Source organism: Citrobacter sp. Cy070, from assembly GCF_030332245.1.
GTDB lineage: Bacteria > Pseudomonadota > Gammaproteobacteria > Enterobacterales > Enterobacteriaceae > Citrobacter > Citrobacter youngae.
The window spans coordinates 250,478-273,528 of the sequence record NZ_JAOWIG010000091.1 but is presented as its reverse complement, the minus strand read 5'-3'; the positions used below and the strand labels follow the sequence as shown (position 1 = coordinate 273,528).

At 51.1% G+C, this 23,051-nt stretch carries 24 protein-coding genes; 14 read left to right on the top strand and 10 right to left on the bottom strand.

Annotation, left to right across the window (positions count from 1 at the left end; genetic code table 11):
- Nucleotides 1–6 precede the first annotated feature (6 nt).
- Complete coding sequence (lipA, locus tag OGY19_RS23165; RefSeq protein ID WP_003022702.1) at nucleotides 7–972, top strand: lipoyl synthase; 966 nt, start codon at nucleotides 7–9, stop codon at nucleotides 970–972.
- Nucleotides 973–1,069: 97 nt separating this feature from the next.
- Here lipA and tatE read toward each other — a convergent pair whose 3' ends face one another.
- Nucleotides 1,070–1,273: a twin-arginine translocase subunit TatE gene (gene tatE / locus OGY19_RS23160; protein WP_048212302.1), complete on the bottom strand. Its 204-nt coding sequence runs from the start codon at nucleotides 1,271–1,273 to the stop codon at nucleotides 1,070–1,072.
- A gap of 128 nt (nucleotides 1,274–1,401) precedes the next feature.
- A complete protein-coding gene (locus OGY19_RS23155) occupies nucleotides 1,402–2,190 on the bottom strand; it encodes a deaminated glutathione amidase (protein WP_048212303.1) in 789 nt (262 codons plus the stop codon).
- Between the two features lie 90 nt (nucleotides 2,191–2,280).
- On the opposite strand from OGY19_RS23155, the gene crcB reads away from it, so the two are divergent.
- Complete coding sequence (crcB, locus tag OGY19_RS23150) at nucleotides 2,281–2,664, top strand: fluoride efflux transporter CrcB (protein WP_043015566.1); 384 nt, start codon at nucleotides 2,281–2,283, stop codon at nucleotides 2,662–2,664.
- A gap of 51 nt (nucleotides 2,665–2,715) precedes the next feature.
- Here crcB and cspE read toward each other — a convergent pair whose 3' ends face one another.
- A complete protein-coding gene (gene cspE / locus OGY19_RS23145) occupies nucleotides 2,716–2,925 on the bottom strand; it encodes a transcription antiterminator/RNA stability regulator CspE (protein WP_000034825.1) in 210 nt (69 codons plus the stop codon).
- Nucleotides 2,926–3,114: 189 nt separating this feature from the next.
- The gene (gene pagP, locus OGY19_RS23140) at nucleotides 3,115–3,678 is read right to left on the bottom strand and encodes a lipid IV(A) palmitoyltransferase PagP (protein ID WP_048212304.1); all 564 of its coding nucleotides are present in this window, start codon (nucleotides 3,676–3,678) and stop codon (nucleotides 3,115–3,117) included.
- Between the two features lie 457 nt (nucleotides 3,679–4,135).
- On the opposite strand from pagP, the gene dcuC reads away from it, so the two are divergent.
- Nucleotides 4,136–5,518, top strand: a complete 1,383-nt coding sequence (dcuC, locus tag OGY19_RS23135; protein ID WP_048212305.1) for an anaerobic C4-dicarboxylate transporter DcuC — start codon at nucleotides 4,136–4,138, stop codon at nucleotides 5,516–5,518.
- A gap of 149 nt (nucleotides 5,519–5,667) precedes the next feature.
- Here the strand turns inward: dcuC and dpiA are convergent, their stop codons facing one another.
- Together dpiA and dpiB are read right to left on the bottom strand one after the other, a co-directional pair.
- Nucleotides 5,668–6,348, bottom strand: a complete 681-nt coding sequence (gene dpiA, locus OGY19_RS23130) for a two-component response regulator DpiA (protein WP_005120841.1) — start codon at nucleotides 6,346–6,348, stop codon at nucleotides 5,668–5,670.
- Entirely contained in the window at nucleotides 6,317–7,978 is a 1,662-nt protein-coding gene (dpiB, locus tag OGY19_RS23125) for a sensor histidine kinase DpiB (protein ID WP_061067507.1), read from the bottom strand. The genes dpiA and dpiB overlap by 32 nt, the downstream gene beginning before the upstream one ends.
- A gap of 389 nt (nucleotides 7,979–8,367) precedes the next feature.
- On the opposite strand from dpiB, the gene citC reads away from it, so the two are divergent.
- The 8 genes from citC (at nucleotide 8,368) to rna (ending at nucleotide 16,020) form a co-directional block, all read left to right on the top strand.
- Nucleotides 8,368–9,444 (top strand): [citrate (pro-3S)-lyase] ligase, encoded by a 1,077-nt coding sequence (gene citC / locus OGY19_RS23120; protein ID WP_048212308.1) that lies wholly within the window; start codon nucleotides 8,368–8,370, stop codon nucleotides 9,442–9,444.
- Nucleotides 9,441–9,737 (top strand): citrate lyase acyl carrier protein, encoded by a 297-nt coding sequence (gene citD, locus OGY19_RS23115; protein ID WP_005120843.1) that lies wholly within the window; start codon nucleotides 9,441–9,443, stop codon nucleotides 9,735–9,737. The genes citC and citD overlap by 4 nt, the downstream gene beginning before the upstream one ends.
- The gene (locus OGY19_RS23110; RefSeq protein ID WP_048212309.1) at nucleotides 9,734–10,642 is read left to right on the top strand and encodes an aldolase/citrate lyase family protein; all 909 of its coding nucleotides are present in this window, start codon (nucleotides 9,734–9,736) and stop codon (nucleotides 10,640–10,642) included. Before citD ends, OGY19_RS23110 begins: the two co-directional genes overlap by 4 nt.
- A gap of 9 nt (nucleotides 10,643–10,651) precedes the next feature.
- Nucleotides 10,652–12,184 carry a citrate lyase subunit alpha gene (gene citF, locus OGY19_RS23105; protein WP_061067506.1) on the top strand — a complete coding sequence of 511 codons (1,533 nt, stop codon included), beginning with the start codon at nucleotides 10,652–10,654 and terminating at the stop codon, nucleotides 12,182–12,184.
- A 3-nt stretch (nucleotides 12,185–12,187) separates the two neighbouring features.
- Nucleotides 12,188–12,742, top strand: coding sequence for a citrate lyase holo-[acyl-carrier protein] synthase (gene citX, locus OGY19_RS23100; RefSeq protein WP_115600777.1), 555 nt, complete (start codon nucleotides 12,188–12,190; stop codon nucleotides 12,740–12,742).
- Entirely contained in the window at nucleotides 12,711–13,616 is a 906-nt protein-coding gene (gene citG, locus OGY19_RS23095) for a triphosphoribosyl-dephospho-CoA synthase CitG (RefSeq protein ID WP_115600778.1), read from the top strand. Before citX ends, citG begins: the two co-directional genes overlap by 32 nt.
- Nucleotides 13,617–13,639: 23 nt before the next feature.
- On the top strand, nucleotides 13,640–15,103 hold the full coding sequence (gene citT / locus OGY19_RS23090) for a citrate/succinate antiporter CitT (RefSeq protein WP_115600779.1): 1,464 nt from the start codon (nucleotides 13,640–13,642) through the stop codon (nucleotides 15,101–15,103).
- 110 nt (nucleotides 15,104–15,213) lie between these two features.
- Nucleotides 15,214–16,020, top strand: coding sequence for a ribonuclease I (rna, locus tag OGY19_RS23085; RefSeq protein WP_003835606.1), 807 nt, complete (start codon nucleotides 15,214–15,216; stop codon nucleotides 16,018–16,020).
- Nucleotides 16,021–16,061: 41 nt separating this feature from the next.
- Here rna and OGY19_RS23080 read toward each other — a convergent pair whose 3' ends face one another.
- Nucleotides 16,062–16,685 (bottom strand): flavin reductase family protein, encoded by a 624-nt coding sequence (locus tag OGY19_RS23080; RefSeq protein ID WP_115600780.1) that lies wholly within the window; start codon nucleotides 16,683–16,685, stop codon nucleotides 16,062–16,064.
- A gap of 96 nt (nucleotides 16,686–16,781) precedes the next feature.
- Complete coding sequence (locus tag OGY19_RS23075; protein ID WP_115600781.1) at nucleotides 16,782–17,612, bottom strand: alpha/beta fold hydrolase; 831 nt, start codon at nucleotides 17,610–17,612, stop codon at nucleotides 16,782–16,784.
- Between the two features lie 733 nt (nucleotides 17,613–18,345).
- Here OGY19_RS23075 and rnk point away from each other — a divergent pair.
- Together rnk and uspG are read left to right on the top strand one after the other, a co-directional pair.
- Nucleotides 18,346–18,756: a nucleoside diphosphate kinase regulator gene (gene rnk, locus OGY19_RS23070; protein ID WP_005120853.1), complete on the top strand. Its 411-nt coding sequence runs from the start codon at nucleotides 18,346–18,348 to the stop codon at nucleotides 18,754–18,756.
- A 196-nt stretch (nucleotides 18,757–18,952) separates the two neighbouring features.
- Nucleotides 18,953–19,381, top strand: coding sequence for a universal stress protein UspG (uspG, locus tag OGY19_RS23065; protein ID WP_005120854.1), 429 nt, complete (start codon nucleotides 18,953–18,955; stop codon nucleotides 19,379–19,381).
- A gap of 122 nt (nucleotides 19,382–19,503) precedes the next feature.
- Here uspG and ahpF read toward each other — a convergent pair whose 3' ends face one another.
- The gene (gene ahpF / locus OGY19_RS23060; protein WP_286597279.1) at nucleotides 19,504–21,069 is read right to left on the bottom strand and encodes an alkyl hydroperoxide reductase subunit F; all 1,566 of its coding nucleotides are present in this window, start codon (nucleotides 21,067–21,069) and stop codon (nucleotides 19,504–19,506) included.
- A 187-nt stretch (nucleotides 21,070–21,256) separates the two neighbouring features.
- Nucleotides 21,257–21,820: an alkyl hydroperoxide reductase subunit C gene (gene ahpC, locus OGY19_RS23055; protein WP_002894394.1), complete on the bottom strand. Its 564-nt coding sequence runs from the start codon at nucleotides 21,818–21,820 to the stop codon at nucleotides 21,257–21,259.
- 374 nt (nucleotides 21,821–22,194) lie between these two features.
- Between ahpC and dsbG the strand changes: the two genes are divergently transcribed.
- Nucleotides 22,195–22,941, top strand: coding sequence for a thiol:disulfide interchange protein DsbG (gene dsbG / locus OGY19_RS23050; RefSeq protein ID WP_115600782.1), 747 nt, complete (start codon nucleotides 22,195–22,197; stop codon nucleotides 22,939–22,941).
- The last annotated feature ends 110 nt before the right edge of the window (nucleotides 22,942–23,051 follow it).

Here is a 23,051-nt window from a genome sequence, read left to right as displayed (position 1 = left end):
CAAGCTATGAGTAAACCCATTGTGATGGAACGCGGTGTTAAATACCGCGATGCCGATAAGATGGCTCTTATCCCGGTAAAAAATGTAGCAACAGAGCGCGAAGCCCTGCTGCGTAAGCCGGAATGGATGAAAATAAAACTGCCAGCGGACTCCACTCGCATCCAGGGTATCAAAGCAGCGATGCGCAAAAATGGCCTGCACTCTGTCTGCGAAGAAGCGTCCTGCCCTAACCTGGCAGAATGTTTCAACCACGGGACCGCGACCTTTATGATCCTCGGCGCAATCTGTACCCGCCGTTGCCCATTCTGTGACGTCGCCCACGGTCGCCCGGTTGCCCCTGATGCTAACGAACCGTTAAAACTGGCCCAGACGATTGCGGACATGGCGCTACGCTATGTTGTCATTACCTCCGTTGACCGCGACGATCTACGCGATGGTGGCGCTCAGCATTTCGCGGATTGTATCACCGCAATCCGTGAGAAAAGCCCGTCGATTAAAATCGAAACGCTGGTACCTGACTTCCGTGGTCGTATGGATCGTGCGCTGGATATCCTCACGGCCACTCCGCCAGACGTGTTTAACCATAACCTCGAGAACGTTCCGCGTATTTACCGTAACGTACGCCCTGGGGCTGATTACAACTGGTCACTGAAGCTTCTGGAACGTTTCAAGGAAGCGCACCCTGAGATCCCAACCAAATCCGGTCTGATGGTGGGTCTGGGTGAAACCAATGCTGAAATCATTGAGGTTATGCGTGACCTGCGCAGCCATGGCGTGACCATGCTGACGCTGGGGCAGTATTTACAGCCAAGCCGTCACCACCTGCCGGTTCAGCGCTATGTAAGCCCGGACGAGTTTGATGAGATGAAGGCTGAAGCCATGGCAATGGGCTTTACCCATGCAGCCTGCGGCCCATTTGTTCGTTCTTCTTATCATGCGGACATGCAGGCGAAAGGGCTGGAAGTGAAGTAATCGTGTAATACTCACTTACATTTCAGCAATAAAAAAACCGGCAATTGCCGGTTTTTTTTCATGCAGAGTATGCAGTATGAGCATCGTGCTCCTGACATTACTCTTTATGGGAAAGCTTCTCAGTCTGAACGCTACCGTCAGCATCTTTCTTAGCATCGGCATTATCATCGTTCATCGCTTTCTTGAAGCCTTTAATTGCCGTTCCCAGGTCTCCACCCAGTGTACGTAACTTCTTGGTACCAAACAGCAGAACGACCAGTGCGGCAACCACCAGCAGTTTGGTAATACTAATCTCACCCATAGATACCTTCTTAACTTAAACCAGGCTGCATAAAGCGCCATATTAACCTGAGAATATTAACGGCCTTTCGACGCGCGCACACAATAGCAATCTGTAACAAGGTGAATCAAGCCTTGTTTAAAAAAACGTCATAATAATTGCGGTGGCGCAAAGCGGCGGTTACGTAACACAGGAAGTTGCGCCCTGACCTGCCTCACCCGCTCAGCAGAAACCTCCGTCATTATCAGCGCAGGCGTTTCCGCCGCAGCGGCAATCGTCACGCCAAACGGATCGATAACCCGGCTTTGACCGATATTCTTGTTACCACACTCCCCCGCAGCAATCACATAACAGGTTGCATCCAGAGCTCTTGCCGCCAACAGCGTTGTCCAATGATGATCTTTGAGCGATCCTCGCACCCAGGCCGCCGGTAAGACCAGGATTTCAGCCCCCTGTAACGCGAGCGCCAATGCCAGCTCAGGAAAGCGCAGGTCATAGCAGGTCATTAACCCTACCTTTAATCCGTCTACGTCCAGCAATGGCGCTACAGCCTCACCTGCATCGACATTCCGCGACTCCTGAATCGAAAAGGCATCATAGAGATGTAATTTTGCGTAATGGGCGATAACCCGACCTCTCCGTAGCGCAACCAGCATGTTCAACGCCCGGCCAGGTACAGAGGGAACATGAATCGTCAGAATCGTCGTCATCTCATTTTGCGCACTCTCTTGCTGTAACCGCGTCAGAAAACCGCCTTCCAGTAGCTGGGCTGACTTCACCGATAGATCGGGGTCGAGATCGTCACGGGCCAACAGCGCTTCCGGCAGCACCAACAGAGATGCGCCTTCTCCTGCGGCCTGAGACATCAACTGGACACACGTTTCCGCATTTTTTTCCCACGAGGGGCCCACGGCAAATTGCCCTGCTGCAACAAACATATTCCCTCCAGAAAAATGGGTTAAGCTCGCCAACAACGATTATTCAGCGTTACACTCACGCTATATACAATCAAATAGCAGGATTATGCAGTGTTACAACTCCTTTTAGCAGTTTTTATCGGTGGCGGTACAGGAAGCGTAGCAAGATGGATGTTAAGCATGCGGTTCAATCCGCTGCATCAGGCCATCCCATTCGGTACGCTGGCAGCAAATCTGATTGGCGCGTTTATTATTGGCATGGGGCTGGCGTGGTTTAACCGCATGACAAACATTGATCCAATGTGGAAAGTGCTCATTACCACCGGTTTCTGCGGAGGACTGACGACGTTTTCAACCTTCTCGGCAGAAGTCGTGTTTTTGCTGCAAGAGGGACGCTTTGGTTGGGCAATGGTGAATGTGCTGGTTAACCTGTTGGGTTCATTTGCGATGACGGCTCTGGCATTCTGGCTGGTTTCTGCCTCTCCTGCACACTAGGCGAAAAAAAACCCGCAATTAAGCGGGTTTTGAATGCTTGCTGTCGTATGCTTACAGAGCGATTACGTTTGCAGCAGAAGGGCCTTTGGCACCGTTAGTGATTTCGAACTCTACGCGCTGACCTTCAGCCAGAGTTTTAAAACCATTGGTCTGGATTGCAGAGAAGTGTACGAACACGTCTTTGCTGCCATCTTCCGGAGTAATGAAACCGAATCCTTTGGACTCATTAAACCACTTAACGTTACCTTTAATCTTAGACATCAAAATTACCTTTACATGAAAAATAGACACAAATGCTGTGTCGGGTATCAGTACAACAATTGTGATGCACTTTGTCCAGTCGAACTTTGTCAAAAAGTGATAAATGTCGCGTTATTTTTCGGACAAACAATGTATCCATATGTTTTTAAACAGGTTTATAATAATCTACCTGACAATACAGGTAGCCTGTCAAAACTGGAAACGCATCCAGGCAAAGTAGACATTTCCGTTGTTATACGTACCCGGAATGTAGGTCATCTGGAACGTTGCCGGCCCATAGCCTATCGATGCCAACGGCAGGATCAATGGCACGGGAATATAGTTCCAGTTATCGCGCGCGGTGAAACCAGCTGTATAGCCCAGCCCCAGACGGAAATTATCATCGGCCAGCGGTCGCCAGGTTTTTTCCCAGCCATAGCCGCCAATCGGCTCCCATTTATTAAAGGAATCCTTGAAGGCCATAATATAGAGCCCGTGCCAATTACCTTTATCATCCCAACGGGACTGGCCAAATCCTGCACCCCAGGGACGTTCGTTGTAGCGATCGGTTTTCTCTTTATCGTAGGCAAAACGCGCATGCCAGGTAATGGCCGGCACATACAGATCATAATGCTCAGGCTGCTGCCAGGTTTCACTGACATTATCTTTAAAAGTATCAAACCACCCTTTATCCTCAGCAAAACCCTGAGGAATAAAGGCTAACTGAATAAAAAGAAATGAAAAAATGAGAAAATAACGTTTAGCGACAATCACGACTTAATTACCATCCTGGGAGTTAGTATTAATTGTAGCAAACAAAACCTTAATGTTAGCTTAACAAAGATGCGCTAATAAAAAATCAGAATATTCTCCACATATAAATTTCAGATCGTTGTCATTATATTTATTGTGGTTTTTATATGTGACATGTTCTCTTATTTCTATTAACCGGCTTCTTTTACACAAAAATACCAAATAAATTACAATTAATTAACATCAATGCATCATCACAAAACAAAATAACACATAAAACCAGAGTGTTTCACAGTTTTTGATTGCCGTACTCCCTTTTCATCCGCTATGTTGAAAAAACGCCTGCGCCATCGGTTGAATCCGTATTTTTATTGATTTTAATCAGCAAGAGGCAGGTGTTTATTAGGCACATTCTCACACCGCTTTATGCTTTTTTTAGTTTTTTTACTTTCTGGGCGTCAATATGACAGGGGAAACAATGTTGACATTTATAGAACTCCTTATTGGAGTCGTTGTTATTGTGGGTGTGGCTCGCTACATCATTAAAGGTTATTCCGCGACCGGCGTATTGTTTGTCGGGGGCCTGGTTTTATTGATTATCAGCGCCCTGATGGGACATAAAGTTCTGCCCGGCAGTGCCGAAAGTACCGGCTACACCGCGACAGATATTGTTGAATATATTAAAATTTTGCTGATGAGCCGCGGCGGCGACCTCGGCATGATGATTATGATGCTGTGTGGTTTTGCCGCCTACATGACGCATATCGGCGCGAACGATATGGTCGTTAAGCTGGCCTCCAGGCCCCTGCAATATATCAACTCGCCTTACATGCTAATGATTGCCGCCTATTTTGTTGCCTGCCTGATGTCACTGGCAGTCTCTTCGGCAACCGGGCTGGGCGTGCTGTTGATGGCGACACTCTTTCCGGTCATGGTTAACGTTGGGATCAGTCGTGGTGCTGCGGCGGCCATTTGCGCCTCCCCTGCCGCAATCATTCTTTCTCCAACTTCCGGGGATGTCGTGCTGGCTGCAAAAGCAGCGGAAATGCCACTGATCGACTTCGCGTTTAAAACCACGTTGCCGATTTCCATTGCTGCCATTATTGGTATGGCGATTGCTCATTACTTCTGGCAGCGCTATCTGGATAAAAAAGAGAACATCTCTCACGAAATGTTAGATGTGGCAGAAATCACCACTACGGCTCCCTCGTTTTACGCCATTCTGCCGTTTACCCCGATCGTCGGTGTACTGATTTTTGATGGTAAATGGGGCCCGCAACTGCACATTATCACGATTCTGGTGCTGTGCATGCTTATTGCCGCAGTGCTGGAGTTCATCCGCGGATTCAACACCCAGAAGGTTTTCTCAGGTCTGGAAGTCGCCTACCGCGGAATGGCAGATGCCTTTGCTAACGTCGTCATGTTGTTAGTTGCAGCCGGTGTATTTGCTCAGGGTCTGAGCACCATTGGCTTTATTCAGAGTCTGATCTCTATCGCCACCTCATTTGGTTCTGCGAGCATTATTCTGATGCTGGTCCTGGTGATTCTGACCATGCTGGCCGCAATGACCACGGGCTCCGGTAACGCGCCTTTCTACGCCTTCGTTGAGATGATCCCAAAACTGGCGCACTCTTCCGGTATCAACCCTGCCTACCTTTCGATCCCAATGCTGCAGGCGTCAAACCTCGGACGCACAATCTCCCCGGTATCCGGTGTGGTTGTGGCTGTCGCGGGGATGGCGAAGATTTCACCGTTTGAAGTCGTAAAACGAACTTCTGTTCCGGTAATGGTCGGACTGCTGATTGTGATTATCGCCACTGAAGTGATGGTACCGGCAACGTCTGCCCTGATTGGCGGTTAACGATACCTGTTAATACCTGACCTTAATACACAAAATCATTTATGCTGCATCGCGGCGGCAAGTGAAGACATCCCCAGGAGCATAGATAACTATGTGACTGGGGTTTCTGCACGCAGCCAACAAAGAGGCAGCTTAAAGGATGACGTGTATTAGCCGCCGTGGTAAATACGCTGCGGTCTACCTACCTTCCCGTGAATAATCTCTGCAATGATCAAATGGCGGCTGGCACAGTACTCCAGGTAGCGTCTGGATGTTGTACGGCTGATGGTTAGCGCCTGGGCGATCGTTTCCGCAGTATGATGTACCGTCGGATCAGCAAATAACTTCAGTACAGCATTCAGCGTTAGCGCGTCGATCCCCGTCGGCAAATCCCCTTTCGGCTCACCGCGCGCATAGGCATTAAACATTTCATCAATCTGTTTTTGGCTGGCACTGTCATTACCGGCCAGCATTCTTCTGCGTTGCTGATAGCGGGTAAGCGTCTGCCCCAGTCGCTCGTAGGCTATGGGTTTAACCAGATAATCAAACGCCCCGCTGCGTACGGCTTCTGAGACCGTATCCATATCACTGGCTGCCGTGGTAAACACCACGCCGCCAGGGTAACGTGCCTGAGTCAGCTCGTGTAACAGAGTTATGCCCTTGCCATCCGGCAAGTAATTATCAAGAAGAATCAAACCGGGCTTAAAACGCTCAATCATCATTCTTGCCTGCGCAAGATTACCCGCCAGCCATATCTGGCTAAAACCGGGTATATGGCGGATATATTCAGCATGCATTTCCGCCAGTAGCGTTTCATCCTCAACGATTAACAGCGTTAATGGTTCCGTCATTGTTTTTTTTCACTTTCGGAAGAAATAAAGAAAATAAGGTGCCGCAGGGGGCGTTATCTTCGAGCGTAATAACCCCATTACAGCGCCTCACATAACTTGCAATCAGATACAAACCGATGCCATGTTCGCCTGGTTCATCGGTACGAGTGCTCACACCCTGTTCAAATATTTTTTCGCGCAATGCTTCCGGTACGCCACAACCTTGATCGGCGACTTCGATGATCACCTCATCGCCCTCATCGCTCAGATAGAGTTCAACGACCTTGTTACCCTGCTGGGTACGCAAACTGGCTTCAAAAGCATTATCAAGCAGATTGCCAACAATTGCTGCAAACTCTGTGCTATCCAACCCCTCAGGAAGTTTATGCAGTTGACTGCCAGGCACAATGGTCATTGTGAGACCCAGTTCCCGCGCACGCTGTACCTTGCCAAACAGCAGGCCTGCAACCTGACGATCGGCGAAAGCGCCGCGCAGACTATCAATGAGTTGCTGCTGCGCCTGGGATTCTCCCTGCACCATGGCCAGAACCTTGTCATATTCTTTCATTTGCAGCAGGCCATTGATGGTCGACATCCAGTTCAGGTGCTCATGGCGCAGCGTTCTCAGGCTCTCTACATACTGTTTGATCTGCGTTAATTGCGCATTAAGGGTAGCAATTTCATCTTTACTACGAAAACTGATGATTGCCCCGAGCAGTTCATCGCCTGAGCGGATAGCCTCGCGGTTGGCAATAACACTCAACCCATTAAAGTTAACCATCGCATCCTGGCGCTTTTCCGCAATCTGCTGGGTAAAAAAGTCTGCTGGCTGAACGACGTCCGCAATCGGCTTACCCAACCACTTACGTCCAGGCGACGAGAGCCCCAGCATTTTTCTCGCACTGCGGTTTATCGCCGTAATGCACCCATCAGGATCAACAGCAATTAAGCCTTCGTAGACTGAGCTAAACAGCGCCTCCTGCTGACGTACCACCCGCGCGATTTGTTTAGGCTCCATACCCAACATCTGACGCCGAATATGGGCAGCAAAAAACCAGGAAAGTAACATAAGCACCAGTAACAACAGAATGAACACCCCAGCCATCGGAAGTAAGAAATCCGAGCGCCAGCTGTCTATTTTACTGATCAGGTAGCCAATTGAGACAACACCGATGATTTTACCATCATCATCAAAGATAGGGGTTTTGGCGCGCATCGCCATCCCGATAGACCCTTTACCGGTAATAAAGTAGCTTTCCCCTTTCTCCAGCGCGCCGGGTTTGGTGAACTGCATGGGGTAGCCAATTTTATCCGGATTAGGGTGATAAAGACGGATCGAGTGGGTATCGCCAATAACCACATAGTCAAAGTCAGTCCCGCTCTGCAACTTATCCGCTATCGTTGCCAGACGCTCGTAATCACGGTGCTTTACGGCAGCAATAATGCTGTCGTTGGAAGCGATAATTTTCGCCTGATTCATTGCCATATCGCGGACATGCGTTGTCAGATAATCTTCAAAGCTGGCGGTAAAGTATTGTGCTAACGCCGCGATGATAAAAACAGAAACGACCAGAATGAGTAGAAAAATACGCAACGGAAACGCCAGGCTGCGAAAAAAAGGAAACCGCGTTTTATTTTTCTTTTTTGACATGTTTTTTCCTCACCGACGTTAACCGAAACTTATTTTTCGTTGTATATGTAATAAAAATGTTTTATTTACAAGTCACGGCCTAAAATAGGATCGTTACAGATTCCCCACCTTAAATCAATTAAACAAATAAAAACCACACGCTATTTTCGGGTTAAATTAATTAAAAAACTTAAAACCATAAAACACATTAAAACCATCTAACTTATTGTGAAATAAATCAAAATTTGCCGCCAAAATACTCCTTACGATGTATGCAACAGGGAAAAAAAGAAATACTCCGTAATAAAAAAACATTCCCTTCAATTGCAAACAAAACGTTATCAAGTTGCTAAACAGAGCAACAAAAACAGAAACCCAGTAACAAATATACCATCGGGGCTCTATTTACTATGTTCGGTAATAATATATTCACGCAAGTTAAACGCTCAGAAAATAAAAAGATGGCGGTTATCGCTCAATTTCTGAAAGAGAACGATTTGAGCGTTGATACCACCGTCGAAGTATTTATCACCGTCACCCGTAACGACCGTCTGATCGCCTGTGGCGGCATCGCCGGCAATATCATTAAGTGCGTCGCGATCTGTGAATCCGTACGCGGTGAAGGCTTAGCGCTGACGCTGGCGACTGAGTTAATCAACCTCGCCTACGAGCGGCATTGCACCCATCTCTTCATCTATACCAAAACTGAGTACGAGTCACTGTTTAAGCAGTGCGGCTTTTCGACGCTGACCAGCGTGCCCGGCATTATGGTGTTAATGGAAAACAGCACCACTCGCCTCAAACGTTACGCTGAATCACTGGCAAAACAGCGCCGTGAAGGGAAAAAAATTGGCTGTATCGTGATGAATGCCAACCCCTTCACCAACGGGCACCGTTTTCTGATCCAACAAGCCGCCGCACAGTGCGACTGGCTGCATCTGTTTTTGGTGAAAGAAGATACTTCGCGTTTCCCGTATGAAGACCGACTGGACCTGGTCCTCAAAGGGACAAAAGATATTCCACGTTTAACCGTACACCGCGGTTCGGAATACATCATCTCTCGCGCCACGTTCCCGTGCTACTTCATTAAAGAGCAGAGCGTTATTAACCACTGCTACACCGAAATAGACCTGAAAATTTTCCGTCAGTACCTGGCCCCGGCACTCGGTGTTACGCACCGTTTCGTCGGTACTGAGCCATATTGCACCGTCACCTCCCAGTACAACAACGATATGCGCTACTGGCTGGAGACCCCAACACTTCCCGCCCCGCCGATTGAACTGGTGGAAATTGAGCGGCTGTGTTTCCAGGAGATGCCGATTTCCGCCTCCTGGGTGCGCAAGCTGCTGGTTAAAAAAGATCTCACGGCTATCGCATCCCTGGTACCCGAAGCCACGCTGCACTACTTGCAAAGCATGGTTGAGCGAACCTCATCGGCTGCGGCAGTCCGCCAAAATACCCCCGCATTAGCAACAGGTGAAAAATGAAAATAAACCAGGCAGCCGTCGCAGGCACTCTCGAGTCCGGTGATGTGATGATCCGCATCGCCCCGCTCGATACGCAGGATATTGACCTGCAGGTTAACAGTAGCGTCGAAAAGCAGTTCGGTGATGCCATCAGGGCCACCATTCTGGACGTTCTGTCCCGCTATAACGTCCGCGGCGTGCAATTAAATGTTGATGATAAAGGCGCACTGGACTGCATTTTACGTGCGCGACTGGAAGCATTACTGGCCCGCGCCAGCGGCATTCCGGCACTGCCATGGGAGGATTGCCAATGATTTCCGATTCTTTACAACAACGTAAATCCCGCACACGCCGCAGCATGTTGTTCGTACCAGGCGCTAACGCCGCGATGGTCAGCAACTCATTCATCTACCCGGCAGATGCGCTGATGTTCGACCTGGAAGACTCCGTCGCACTGCGTGAGAAAGACACCGCGCGCCGCATGGTCTATCACGCGCTGCAGCATCCGCTGTATCACGACGTTGAAACTATCGTGCGCGTAAACGCCCTCGACTCCGAATGGGGCATCAACGATCTTGAAGCCGTGGTACGCGGTGGTGCTGACATCGTACGTTTACCCAAAACGGATACCGCCCAGGATGTCATCGACATCGAAAGCGAAATCCTGCGCATCGAGAAAGCCTGTGGTCGTGAACCCGGCAGCACCGGTCTGTTGGCTGCTATCGAATCACCATTAGGTATTACCCGCGCGGTAGAAATTGCCCATGCTTCCGAGCGTCTGATCGGTATTGCGCTCGGCGCAGAAGACTACGTGCGTAACCTGCGCACTGAACGCTCCCCGGAAGGTACTGAACTGCTGTTTGCCCGCTGCTCAATTCTGCAGGCTGCGCGTTCTGCGGGCATTCAGGCGTTCGATACCGTCTATTCCGATGCCAATAACGAAGCGGGTTTCCTGCACGAAGCCGCACACATCAAGCAACTGGGTTTCGATGGTAAGTCGCTCATCAACCCGCGTCAGATTGAACTCCTGCACAACCTGTATGCCCCGACGCGCAAAGAGCTGGCTCACGCACGTCTGGTGGTAGAAGCCGCTGAAGCCGCTGCCCGCGAAGGTCGTGGCGTGGTTTCCCTGAACGGCAAAATGGTCGACAGCCCGGTTATCGAGCGCGCCCTTCTGGTTATCTCCCGTGCAGAACTTTCCGGCATTCGCGAAGAATAAGGCAAAAAAATGACGCAGAAAATCGAACAGTCTCAACGCCAGGATCGCGTGGCGACCTGGAGCCGTCATGCAGAAAGCGAACTTTCCGCTTATCAGAGCACCGCAAAAGTTGAATTACAGGCGCAAAAACCGCGCAACAAAAAACTGTGCGCTAACCTGGAAGAGGCCATTCGCCGTTCAGGCTTACAGGATGGCATGACCATCTCCTTCCACCACGCTTTCCGTGGTGGCGATCTGACGATCAACCTGGTGATGGATACCATCGCTGCAATGGGCTTTAAAAACCTGACGCTGGCTTCCAGCTCCCTGAGCGACTGCCATGCGCCGCTGGTTGAACACATTCGTCAGGGTGTCGTCAGCCGTATTTATACTTCTGGTCTGCGTGGCCCGCTGGCAGAAGAGATCTCTCGCGGTCTGCTGGCTGAACCTGTTCAGGTCCACTCTCACGGTGGTCGTGTACATCTGGTACAAAGCGGCGAGCTCAACATTGATGTCGCCTTCCTCGGCGTGCCGTCCTGTGACCCGTTTGGTAACGCCAACGGTTATACCGGTAAAGCGTGCTGCGGCTCACTGGGCTATGCCCGCGTAGACGCCGAAAACGCAAAACAGGTTGTCCTGCTGACCGAACAGCTGCTGACCTACCCGCATAATCCAGCCAGCATTACCCAGGATCAGGTGGATCTGATCGTGCAGATCGATCAGGTCGGTGATGCGGACAAAATTGGTGCTGATGCCACTCGCATGACCACCAACCCGCGCGAATTGCTGATCGCCCGCAGCGCAGCAGAGGTTATTGCTAACTCCGGCTACTTCAATGAAGGCTTCTCACTGCAGACAGGCACCGGCGGCGCGTCTCTGGCCGTTACCCGTTTCCTGGAAGACAAAATGCGCAGCCGCGACATCCGTGCTGACTTTGCGCTGGGCGGTATCACTGCCACCATCGTTGACCTGCATGAGAAAGGTTTAATCCGCAAACTGCTGGATGTACAGAGCTTCGACCGTAATGCGGCTGAGTCCCTGGCCCGCAATCCAAATCACATTGAAATCAGTGCTAACCAGTATGCCAACTGGGGCTCAAAAGGCGCATCCGTTGACCGTCTGGATGTGGTGGTACTGAGCGCATTAGAAGTAGACACCAACTTCAATGTGAACGTACTGACCGGTTCTGACGGCGTACTGCGCGGCGCATCCGGTGGTCACTGCGATACGGCTGTGGCCGCAGCGCTTTCCATCATCGTCGCACCGCTGGTTCGCGGACGCATCCCGACGCTGGTTGATAACGTCCTGACCTGCGTAACCCCTGGTTCCAGCGTTGACATTCTGGTCACTGACCACGGTATCGCCGTCAACCCTGCACGTCCGGAACTGGCAGAACGTCTGCAAGAAGCCGGTATGAAAGTGGTGTCCATTGAATGGCTACGCGAACGCGCTCAGCAGCTCACCGGTCAGCCACGCGCTATCGAATTCACTGACCGCGTGATTGCCGTTGTGCGTTATCGCGACGGTTCAGTGATTGACGTTGTGCATCAGGTGAAGGAATAAGCCATGCACCTGCTCCCTGAACACGCCACCTGCCACGCGGTTTCCATTCCCGAGCTGCTCGCCAGCCGTGATGAGAGACAAGCGAGGCAACATGCCTGGCTCACGCGTCACCACGCGCCATTGGTCTCTTTTACCGTGGTAGCGCCAGGTCCGATCAAAGACAGCGAATTAACCCGTCGCATCTTTAATCACGGCGTCATCGCCCTGCTTGCGCTGGCGAAACAATCATCCTGGATTGTCAGGGAGCAAACTGCGCTGGTCTCCGCCAGCGGTCCGGAAGGTCTGTTGTCCATCGAGGCACCAGCCAACGACCTCAAGCTCGCCACTATCGGGCTTGAGCATTCACATCCGCTGGGACGGTTATGGGACATCGATGTCCTGACCCCTGAAGGAGAAATCCTGTCCCGCCGTCATTTCGCGCTTCCTGCCCGCCGCTGTCTGTTGTGCGAGCAAAGCGCTGCCGAATGTGCGCGGGGTAAAACCCACGCGCTTTCCGACTTACTCATTCAAATGGAGGCACTGCTGCATGATGCCGATTCCCGCAACATCGACGAATAACGCAGTCCTTCCACTGGATCTGCCCGACGCCTACGCAACACTTGCCTGGCGCGCCATGCTGACTGAAGTCAACTTATCGCCCAAGCCAGGTCTGGTGGATCGCATTAATAATGGTGCGCATAAAGATATGGCGCTGGAAGATTTTCATCGCAGCGCCGAAGCGATTCAGGCCTGGCTGCCACGTTTTATTGAATATGGGGCGTTTAGCGCACAGCTGTCGCCTGAGGATGTATTGAAAGGACTGCGTCCGCTGGGTATGGCCTGCGAAGCTGATATGTTTCGCGCCACCGCTGGGGTAAATACCCACAAAGGCAGCATCTTTTCTCTGGGACTGCTGTGTGCCGCCATTGGCCGCCTGCACCAGCTCCAACTGACTGTTACCGCTGAAACCATTTGCTCTACGGCAGCAACATTTTGCCGGGGCCTGACCGAGCGCGAACTGCGCCAGAACAATCAACAACTCACGGCTGGCCAACGTCTTTATCAGCAACTGGGATTAACCGGCGCACGGGGCGAAGCCGAAGCGGGATACCCGCTCGTCATCCAGCATGCCCTGCCGCACTACCGCGCACTGCTGACTCAGGGCCGCGACCCTGAACTGGCGTTACTCGACACTTTATTGCTGCTGATGTCTATCAACGGCGACACCAACGTGGCTTCACGTGGCGGCGCAGAAGGTCTGCGCTGGCTACAGCAGCAGGCCACCGCCCTGATACAGCAAGGGGGGATTCGTACCCCTGCCGATCTCGAATACCTACGCCAGTTCGACCAACAGTGCATTGAACGCAACCTCAGTCCCGGAGGCTGCGCCGATCTGCTGATCGTCACCTGGTTCTTAGCTCAGATTTCACAAGTTCATCATTATCACAATTAAAGATCCTTTCCGGAGAATCACACATGTCTTTAGCAAAAGATAAAATATGGAAGTTACTGGCCCCATTGGTCGTAATGGGCGTCATGTTTCTTATCCCCGTCCCTGATGGAATGCCTCCACAGGCCTGGCACTACTTTGCCGTGTTTGTGGCGATGATCGTCGGTATGATCCTGGAGCCAATTCCGGCAACAGCGATCAGCTTTATCGCCGTAACGATCTGCGTTATCGGCAGCAACTATCTGCTGTTTGATGCTTCAGAACTGGCCGACCCGGCATTTAAAGCGGGTAAGCAAGCGCTGAAATGGGGTCTGGCGGGCTTCTCCAGCACCACCGTGTGGTTGGTGTTTGGTGCGTTTATTTTCGCGCTGGGTTATGAGGTCACCGGTCTGGGTCGTCGTATCGCGCTGTTCCTGGTGAAATTCATGGGGAAACGTACCCTGACGCTGGGCTATGCGATTGTTATCATCGACATTCTGCTGGCGCCGTTTACACCGTCCAACACCGCGCGTACCGGTGGTACTGTATTCCCGGTTATCAAAAACCTGCCGCCGCTGTTTAAATCCTTCCCTAACGATCCTTCCGCGCGCCGTATCGGCGGATATCTGATGTGGATGATGGTTATCAGTACCAGCCTGAGCTCCTCTATGTTCGTGACCGGCGCTGCGCCAAACGTACTGGGTCTGGAGTTCGTTAACAAAATCGCCGGGATTCAAATCAGCTGGTTGCAGTGGTTCCTCAGCTTCCTGCCGGTCGGTATTATTTTGCTGATCGTTGCTCCGTGGTTGTCATACGTTTTGTACAAACCAGAAGTCACTCACAGTGCTGAAGTTGCCGCATGGGCCGGTGATGAACTGAAAACCATGGGTAAACTGACCCGTAAAGAGATGACGCTGATCGGTCTGGTTTTACTGAGCCTGGGTCTGTGGGTTTTCGGTGGTAAGCTGATTGACGCTACCGCAGTGGGCCTGCTGGCAGTCTCCCTGATGCTGGCGCTGCACGTGGTACCGTGGAAAGATATTACCCGCTATAACAGCGCATGGAACACCCTGGTCAACCTTGCCACTCTGGTAGTAATGGCCAACGGTTTAACCCGTTCAGGCTTTATCGACTGGTTCGCCAACACCATGAGCACGCACCTGGAAGGCTTCTCGCCTAACGCAACAGTAATCGTTCTGGTGCTGGTGTTCTACTTTGCTCACTACCTGTTTGCCAGCCTTTCTGCGCACACCGCCACCATGCTGCCGGTTATTCTGGCGGTAGGTAAAGGTATCCCGGGCGTGCCGATGGAACACCTGTGTATCCTGCTGGTGTTGTCCATCGGTATCATGGGCTGTCTGACTCCGTATGCAACAGGCCCTGGCGTTATCATCTATGGCTGTGGTTATGTGAAGTCCAAAGACTACTGGCGTCTGGGTGCTATCTTCGGCGTTATCTACATCTCTATGCTTCTGCTGGTCGGCTGGCCGATTCTGGCAATGTGGAGCTAATCATTTCGGTTCACGCCTGATGAAAATGATGCCAGTCAGCTAAACCTGACTGGCATTTTTTATGATTAAATAGATGATATTCAGAATTTATATAAGTATCCGAAATCATCATGACATCAACATGGCGTTATTCTTCGTTACTGGCAGCACTCCTGCTGCCGGTTTCTGCAGCTCAGGCCGATGAACTTCAGGCAAAACAGTACGCTGATTTTGACAGCTACGTGCTGGCCCTCTCCTGGCAAACCGGATTTTGTCAGAGCCAGCATGAGCGTAATCGTCAGGAGCCTGACGAATGTCGTTTACAAAAAGAGAGCGCAGACAAAGCGGATTTCCTGACCGTTCACGGTTTATGGCCCAGCCTGCCTAAATCCATTGCCGCCCGTGGAGTCGACAACCGCCGCTGGATGCGTTTTGGCTGCGCGACTCGCCCTATTCCCAACCTGCCTGAAGCACGTGCCAGCCGTAAATGCGCGGCCCCCGAAACCGGACTGTCGCTGGAAAGCGCAGCAAAACTCAGCGCCGTAATGCCCGGCGCTGGAGGGAGATCCTGTCTGGAACGTTACGAGTATGCCAAACATGGCGCGTGTTTCGGTTTTGATCCCGACGCGTACTTTGGCACGATGGTACGGCTGAATAATGAGGTTAAGAACAGCGAGGTGGGCAAATTCCTGGCGGAAAACTACGGCAAAACCGTCAGCCGTAACGCATTTGACGCCGCAGTTGCCAAAAGCTGGGGCAAAGAGAACGTCAAAGCTGTGAAGCTAAGCTGCCACGGCAATCCGGCGTATCTCACTGAGATCCAGTTATCCCTGAAAGCCGACAACATCAACCAGACGTTATCTGCACAGTCATTCTTACCGCAACCACATCCAGGTAGCTGCGGTAAACAGTTTATTATCGACAAAGTGGGATATTGAAACTTGCGACCGACGCTGCAAGCCGGCGTCGGTCCGTAAGCTTAGCTTTTTGCTCGGGCGTCCGGGCGAACTAAATCAAAACGGTGTGTTTCACTGATCGAATAATATGCCGTTGGCCCACCTGCGCGCAGTACCGGCTTCGCTTTCGCCGTCTGATAGATGCCCTCTTCCAGCAGCGTTTCATCGATGTGGATGCCCACCACTTCCCCCAATACCAGCCAGGTATCAACCGGTGAGCCATCTGCGGTAGTCAGTTGCAGGCTTTGCGATAAGCGACACTCAAAATTGACCGGGCTTTGCGCCACGCGCGGCACGTTGACTATCCGGCTATCTGCCTTGCTAAGCCCGGCGGCAAAGAACTCATCCTCGCCGTGCGGCAGACTGGCCGACGTTTCGTTCATCGCACTGGCCAACTCAAGGGTGGTCAGGTTCCAGACAAACTCACCTGTTTCGATAATATTCTGCACACTGTCTTTCCAGCCGCTGCTGGCAAAACCGATAATCGGTGGATGATAGTTAAAGCAGTTAAAGAAACTGTACGGCGCCAGATTATGCCGACCGTTACTGTCACTCGACGCAATCCATCCAATAGGGCGTGGCCCAATAATGGCATTGAGCGGGTCATGCGGTAAGCCGTGTCCCTGTGACGGTTGATAGAAATACATAGCGTTCCCTGTTGAAGTTAACGTCAGCGCAGCACAAATTATGCTTCGCTCATCCCCCTGGAAAAAGAAGATCAGCGTAGAACAATCTGCCAACGATTACGACTGAATAAAGTTGAGCAGGTCACCGTTGATCTGTTGTTTATGGGTGGTGCAAATACCATGCGAGCCGCCGACATATACCTTCAACTGCGAATCAGGCAGTATTTCCGCCGCGACCTTTCCGCAGGTTTCAAACGGGACAATCTGATCGTCATCACCGTGGATCACCAGCGTCGGGATAGTCATCTTTTTGAGGTCCTCACGCAGATCTGTTTCCGAAAACGCGTGGATACAGTCGTACAACGCTTTGATGGAGCCTTGTAAACCCTGTTCAACAAAACTTTCCCTGACGGCTTTCGACTCTTTTGCGCCAGGACGGTTGTAGCCATAGAATGCAGCGGTCAATTCATAGAAAAAGGCGGCGCGATCGTTCACAACCCCTTCACGAATGCCATCGAATACCTCTTTCGGCACGCCATTTGGATTAAAGTCGGTCTTGATCATAATGGGCGTCACCGCGCCAATTAACACCGCTTTTGCCACCCTCTGCGTCCCATGGCGGCCAATATAACGAGCAACTTCGCCACCGCCGGTAGAGTGCCCGACATGCACAGCATCTTTGAGATTGAGATACGCGGTAAGTTCGGCCAAATCGTCAGCATACTGATCCATATTGTGGCCATCCCAGGGCTGGGCCGAACGCCCGTGCCCTCGTCTGTCATGGGCTATCACACGAAATCCTTTCGACCCGAGAAACAGCATCTGATCTTCAAATGCATCTGCGGTTAGCGGCCAACCATGGCTGAACACAATGGGCTGGCCGCTTCCCCAGTCTTTGAAATGCAAATAGCTGCCATCTTTTAAGGTAAGTTTGTCGTACTGGCTCATGAGATCTCCTGTCGAGGAACACTGAGTTGTCGTGACGCGCCCGCAGCGAGCGCTTAAAAAGCATAATGCAAATTTGAGAACGATCACGTTTTTCGGCTAAAATCACACCATACGCGTAATGCTTGTCAGTTAACGAACTAAAGGTAATGAACCTGTTGCCTCTGGTGTATTGTTCCGTTCACCTTATGTTTTTCACTTCTCTGAAACCATACTGCCTGTGAACGTGTTAAGGGTACTATCGCTGTACCCTTAACAATCCCGGCTCCCGGCTGAAAATCGATGAGGCGTTGACGGCTGACCGGGTCTGTCCGCAGGGATGCGGACAGAGGGGACGGCCTGCATGGACGTAGGCTCGGCCCCGACCCGACAGGCAGACGGCATAAGACGAATACATCGCGTAGCGACGATTTTCCCGCCGGGAGCCTGGGTTGCAAGGGAGGCGGCGGCGAGCCTCCCTTGCCCGTTCACGGGGGCTGTGCCGCAGAAAAGTGATGCCGCTGAAGTGAACGGAACCCTGAGCCGGAAGCACATGTTCCCTATAATGCTTAACTGGCTGACATTACACCATACGCGACAATATTGATGATTTGCCTGAATGTGAACTAAATCACTTCAAACATGGGGTAAGTCTCAGTATCATCATAAAAGCTAAACCCTTGCCGCCTGACGGTGAGGGTTTTCTTTTGGGATTATTTACCTGCGCATCCGCAGTATCGACGACATGGAGTAATAAATGTCCAGACCAACTATTATCATTAACGACCTCGATGCGGAACGCATTGACCGCCTGTTGGAGCAACCTGCGTTTGCTGGTTTACCGATAGCGGACGCATTAAACGCTGAACTGGATCGCGCCCAAATGTGTTCCCCGGAAACCATGCCGCACGACGTGGTGACCATGAACAGCCGCGTGAAATTCCGCAATCTGAGCGATGGCGAAGTGCGTGTACGTACCCTGGTATATCCGGCCAATATGACTGACAGCAGTACACAGCTTTCGGTAATGGCGCCAGTCGGTGCAGCGCTTCTGGGCCTGCGCGTTGGCGATACGATCCATTGGGAATTACCGGGCGGTACATCGACCCACCTCGAAGTCATCGAGCTTGAGTACCAGCCTGAAGCTGCAGGCGACTACCTGCGCTAACTCTGTCTTATCAAAGCGACTCGCTTTATCTTACAGGGGATGCATCCGCATCCTCTTTCCGCTTCAACCCCTGCTTTCTTTCACTTACTACACTTCCTTTTCTCCTGTTCGCAAAACATAAATCTGTGTCGTGACTGACAGAATCATTTTTAATACTATGCTGTTATGTGTTCATGTAATGACAAGGAGAATGTTTATGTACAACACAATCATAATGCCTGTTGATGTATTCGAAATGGAACTGAGCGACAAGGCTGTTCGCCATGCAGAATTTCTGGCACAAGATAAAGGGGTGATCCATCTGCTGCATGTGCTCCCGGGTTCTGCCAGTCTGAGTCTGCACCGTTTTGCCGCTGACGTTCGTCGTTTTGAAGAGCATCTGCAACACGAAGCGGAAACCCGTCTGCAAACGATGGTCGGTCACTTCAGTATCGATCCTTCCCGCATTAAGCAGCACGTTCGCTTTGGTAGCGTGCGTGATGTGGTAAACGAATTGGGTGAAGAGTTGAATGCAGATGTGGTGGTCATCGGATCGCGTAACCCATCAATCAGCACCCATCTGCTCGGATCTAACGCCTCCAGCGTTGTCCGCCACGCTACCTTACCGGTGCTGGTAGTTCGCTAATAAAAAAAGAGGCTACCTTCCGGTAGCCTCTTTCTCCTACAAACCGATAATATCCCATTTGTAGGCCCGATATGCTTGTGCTATCGGGCATTTCGCTTCTTTTGCAGGTGAGTCTTACTTTCTTATACGGTTGTGGTGCGAATCAGATAATCAAACGAGCTCAATGATGCTTTGGCACCTTCGCCAGTCGCAATGATAATCTGCTTATACGGTACGGTGGTGCAGTCTCCGGCCGCGAAAACGCCCTTCACGCTGGTCTCGCACTTGGCATCAATGATGATTTCACCCATGCGGTTACGCTCAACGGCGCCTTCCAGCCAGTTGGTATTTGGCAACAGGCCAATCTGCACAAAGATACCCGCCAGTTCCACATTGTGGATATCACCGCTGACGCGGTCACGATACTCCAGACCGGTGACTTTACTGCCGTCGCCTTTCACTTCTGTGGTTTGCGCATTCAGAATAATGTCGACGTTTTTCAGACTGCGGACTTTATTCTGCAGAACCTGATCGGCTTTCATTTCCGGGGCAAATTCCAGCAACGTCACGTGCTCGACGATACCCGCCAGATCGATAGCCGCTTCAACACCCGAGTTACCGCCACCTATCACCGCGACACGCTTGCCTTTAAACAGCGGGCCATCACAGTGCGGACAGTAGGTTACGCCCTTGGTGCGATACTGATCTTCACCCGGAACATTCATGTTGCGCCATTTTGCACCGGTAGCAATGATGATGCTGCGTGCTTTCAACACCGCGCCGGAAGCCGTTTCAATCTGATGCAAACCACCTTCCTGAGCTGCCGGAACCAGTTTGCTCGCACTCTGGCTATCAATAACATCAACATCGTAATCATCAACATGTGCTTTCAGTGCGCCAGCCAGTTTCTGGCCTTCGGTTTTCGGTACAGAGATGTAGTTTTCGATATCAACGGTATCAAGAACCTGACCGCCAAAGCGTTCGCCCATCAGACCGGTGCGAATACCTTTACGTGCAGAGTACACCGCAGCCGCTGCCCCGGCAGGACCCGAACCGACGATCAGCACATCGTAAGCATCACGCTTATTCAACTCTTCCGCTGCGCGCTTTTCTGCACCGGTATCCACTTTCGCTACGATTTCAGTCAGCGTCATACGACCCTGGCCGAACTCTTTGCCGTTCATATAGACCGCCGGTACGCCCATGACGTTACGATCGGTAATTTCGTTCTGGAATGTACCGCCATCAATCGCCGTATGCTTGATGCGTGGGTTAAGTACAGACATCAGGTTGAGCGCTTGCACCACATCCGGGCAGTTATGGCAGGACAGTGAATAATAGGTTTCAAACTCAAAGTCCCCGTCGAGGTCGCGGATCTGCTCCAGCAGTGACTGTGCCTCTTTTGACGGATGACCACCGGTCCACAACAGCGCCAGAACCAGAGAGGTAAACTCATGCCCCAGCGGAGAACCGGCAAAGCGCGGCCCCTGGTGAGAACCAGGATTGGTAATCAGGAACGATGGCTTACGTACCGCCAGAGTATTGTCTTCTTTAAAGGTGACTTTTCCTGACAGTTCAGCAATTTCAGTCAGCAGTTCCTTGATTTCTGCCGATTTAGCGCTGTCATCCAGCGTAGCAATCAGCTCAACAGGTTTGGTCAGTTTCTCAAGATAAGCCTTGAGCTGGGTTTTCATATTTGTGTCGAGCATTATTCTTCCCTCTCTGAAAACATCATCATGCAAGCCGAATTCGCGGGGCCGCATCAATGCAACTTGCGTCATGGTGCTGGAATGAAATGGGCGCGTCTGCGCCCATTGATTGCCGGGTGGCACTTCGTTTACCCGGCCTACGGTTTCGTAGGCCTATGCAAGCGCAGCGCCGCAAGGCAAAACAGACTTAGATCTTGCCGACCAGATCTAAAGATGGCGCTAAGGTCGCTTCGCCTTCTTTCCACTTAGCCGGGCAAACTTCACCTGGGTGGGAAGCGACATACTGTGCAGCTTTAATTTTGCGCAGCAGGTCAGACGCATCACGGCCGATACCTTCAGCGGTAACTTCGATTGCCTGGATGATACCCTGCGGGTCAACAACAAATGTTGCACGGTCAGCCAGACCTTCATCTTCACGCATGTTGTCGAAGTTACGGGTCAGGGCGCCAGTCGGGTCGCCGATCATCGCATATTTGATTTTCGCGATGGTTTCAGAGCTGCTGTGCCATGCTTTGTGAGTAAAATGAGTGTCAGTAGAAACAGAGTAAACGTCCACACCCAGTTTCTGCAGTTCTTCGTAATGGTCAGCAACGTCGCCCAGCTCGGTCGGACATACGAACGTAAAATCAGCCGGGTAGAAGAAGAAGACACTCCAACGACCTTCGGTATCTTTCTCGGTTACTTCGATGAACTCACCGTTTTTGAACGCCTGGTTTTTGAAAGGTTTAATTTTGGTATTAATCAAAGACATCTGTACTTCCTCCGTGTTTTCGTTGAGGGATAAGTTAACGAAAATCATTGATAAGGGCTAATGCGTTTCCTTTATCAAATCAATAAGCGTTAACTAACAACCGACTCAACCGCATGGTGTAAACCCTATTCTAAAAGTAAAAAAGGCTCCCTTTGCAGGGAGCCTCATTACCCGAGTTACCCGCAAGTAACTTCAGTGCCAGCAGAACTGGCTATGTGTTGCGCTCTACATTACCTTAACCAAGGTCGTAACAGCGATTGGGATTACATCACCCAACTACCGAAAGGGCAATCGACAGACTGTCGATCTTACCTATGGCTGCGATAGGTTTTGCAACTTAACTCCCTTTCCTTCTAATTTTATAAGGAAAATCAATGTTTAAACGTACATTACTCTTAGCTCTGCTCCCTGCAGTCGTCCACGCTGAAGAGCTTCCTGCCCCCGTGAAAGCGATTGAGAAACAGGGCATTACGATTCTGAAGTCGTTCGACGCCCCGGGAGGCATGAAAGGTTATCTGGGCAAATATCAGGACATGGGGGTCACTATCTATGTGACGCCTGATGGAAAACAGGCGATCTCCGGCTATATGTATAACGAGAAAGGTGAAAACCTGAGTAATGCGCTGATAGAAAAAGAGATCTATGCCCCTGCCGGGCGCAAGATGTGGCAACGCATGGAAAAAGCGTCGTGGATTCTGGATGGCAAAAAAGACGCGCCAGTTATTGTGTATGTGTTTGCCGATCCCTTCTGTCCCTATTGTAAACAGTTCTGGCAGCAGGCGCGCCCGTGGGTGGACGCCGGTAAAGTCCAACTGCGCACGTTGCTGGTTGGCGTAATAAAACCCGAAAGCCCGGCAACCGCTGCGGCCATTCTGGCAAGCAAGGACCCCGCTAAAACCTGGCACGACTATGAAGCCTCCGGCGGCAAAATGACGCTGGCACTGCCAGCAAACCCGCCTGCCGAGCAAATGAAGACGCTGAATATCAACCAAAAACTAATGGACGATTTAGGCGCCAATGTCACGCCCGCCATTTATTACATGAGCAAAGATAATACCCTGCAACAGGCAGTAGGTTTGCCCGATAAAGAGAAGCTGGATATTATCATGGGAGCCAAATAAATATACGCAACGAATGATTGATATTATTTTCATATCAATCATTCTTCTTTTCTATATCAATTAACCCGTTAGCACTTTTTACCGAAAAAATAACCCTGCCTGTGCTATTT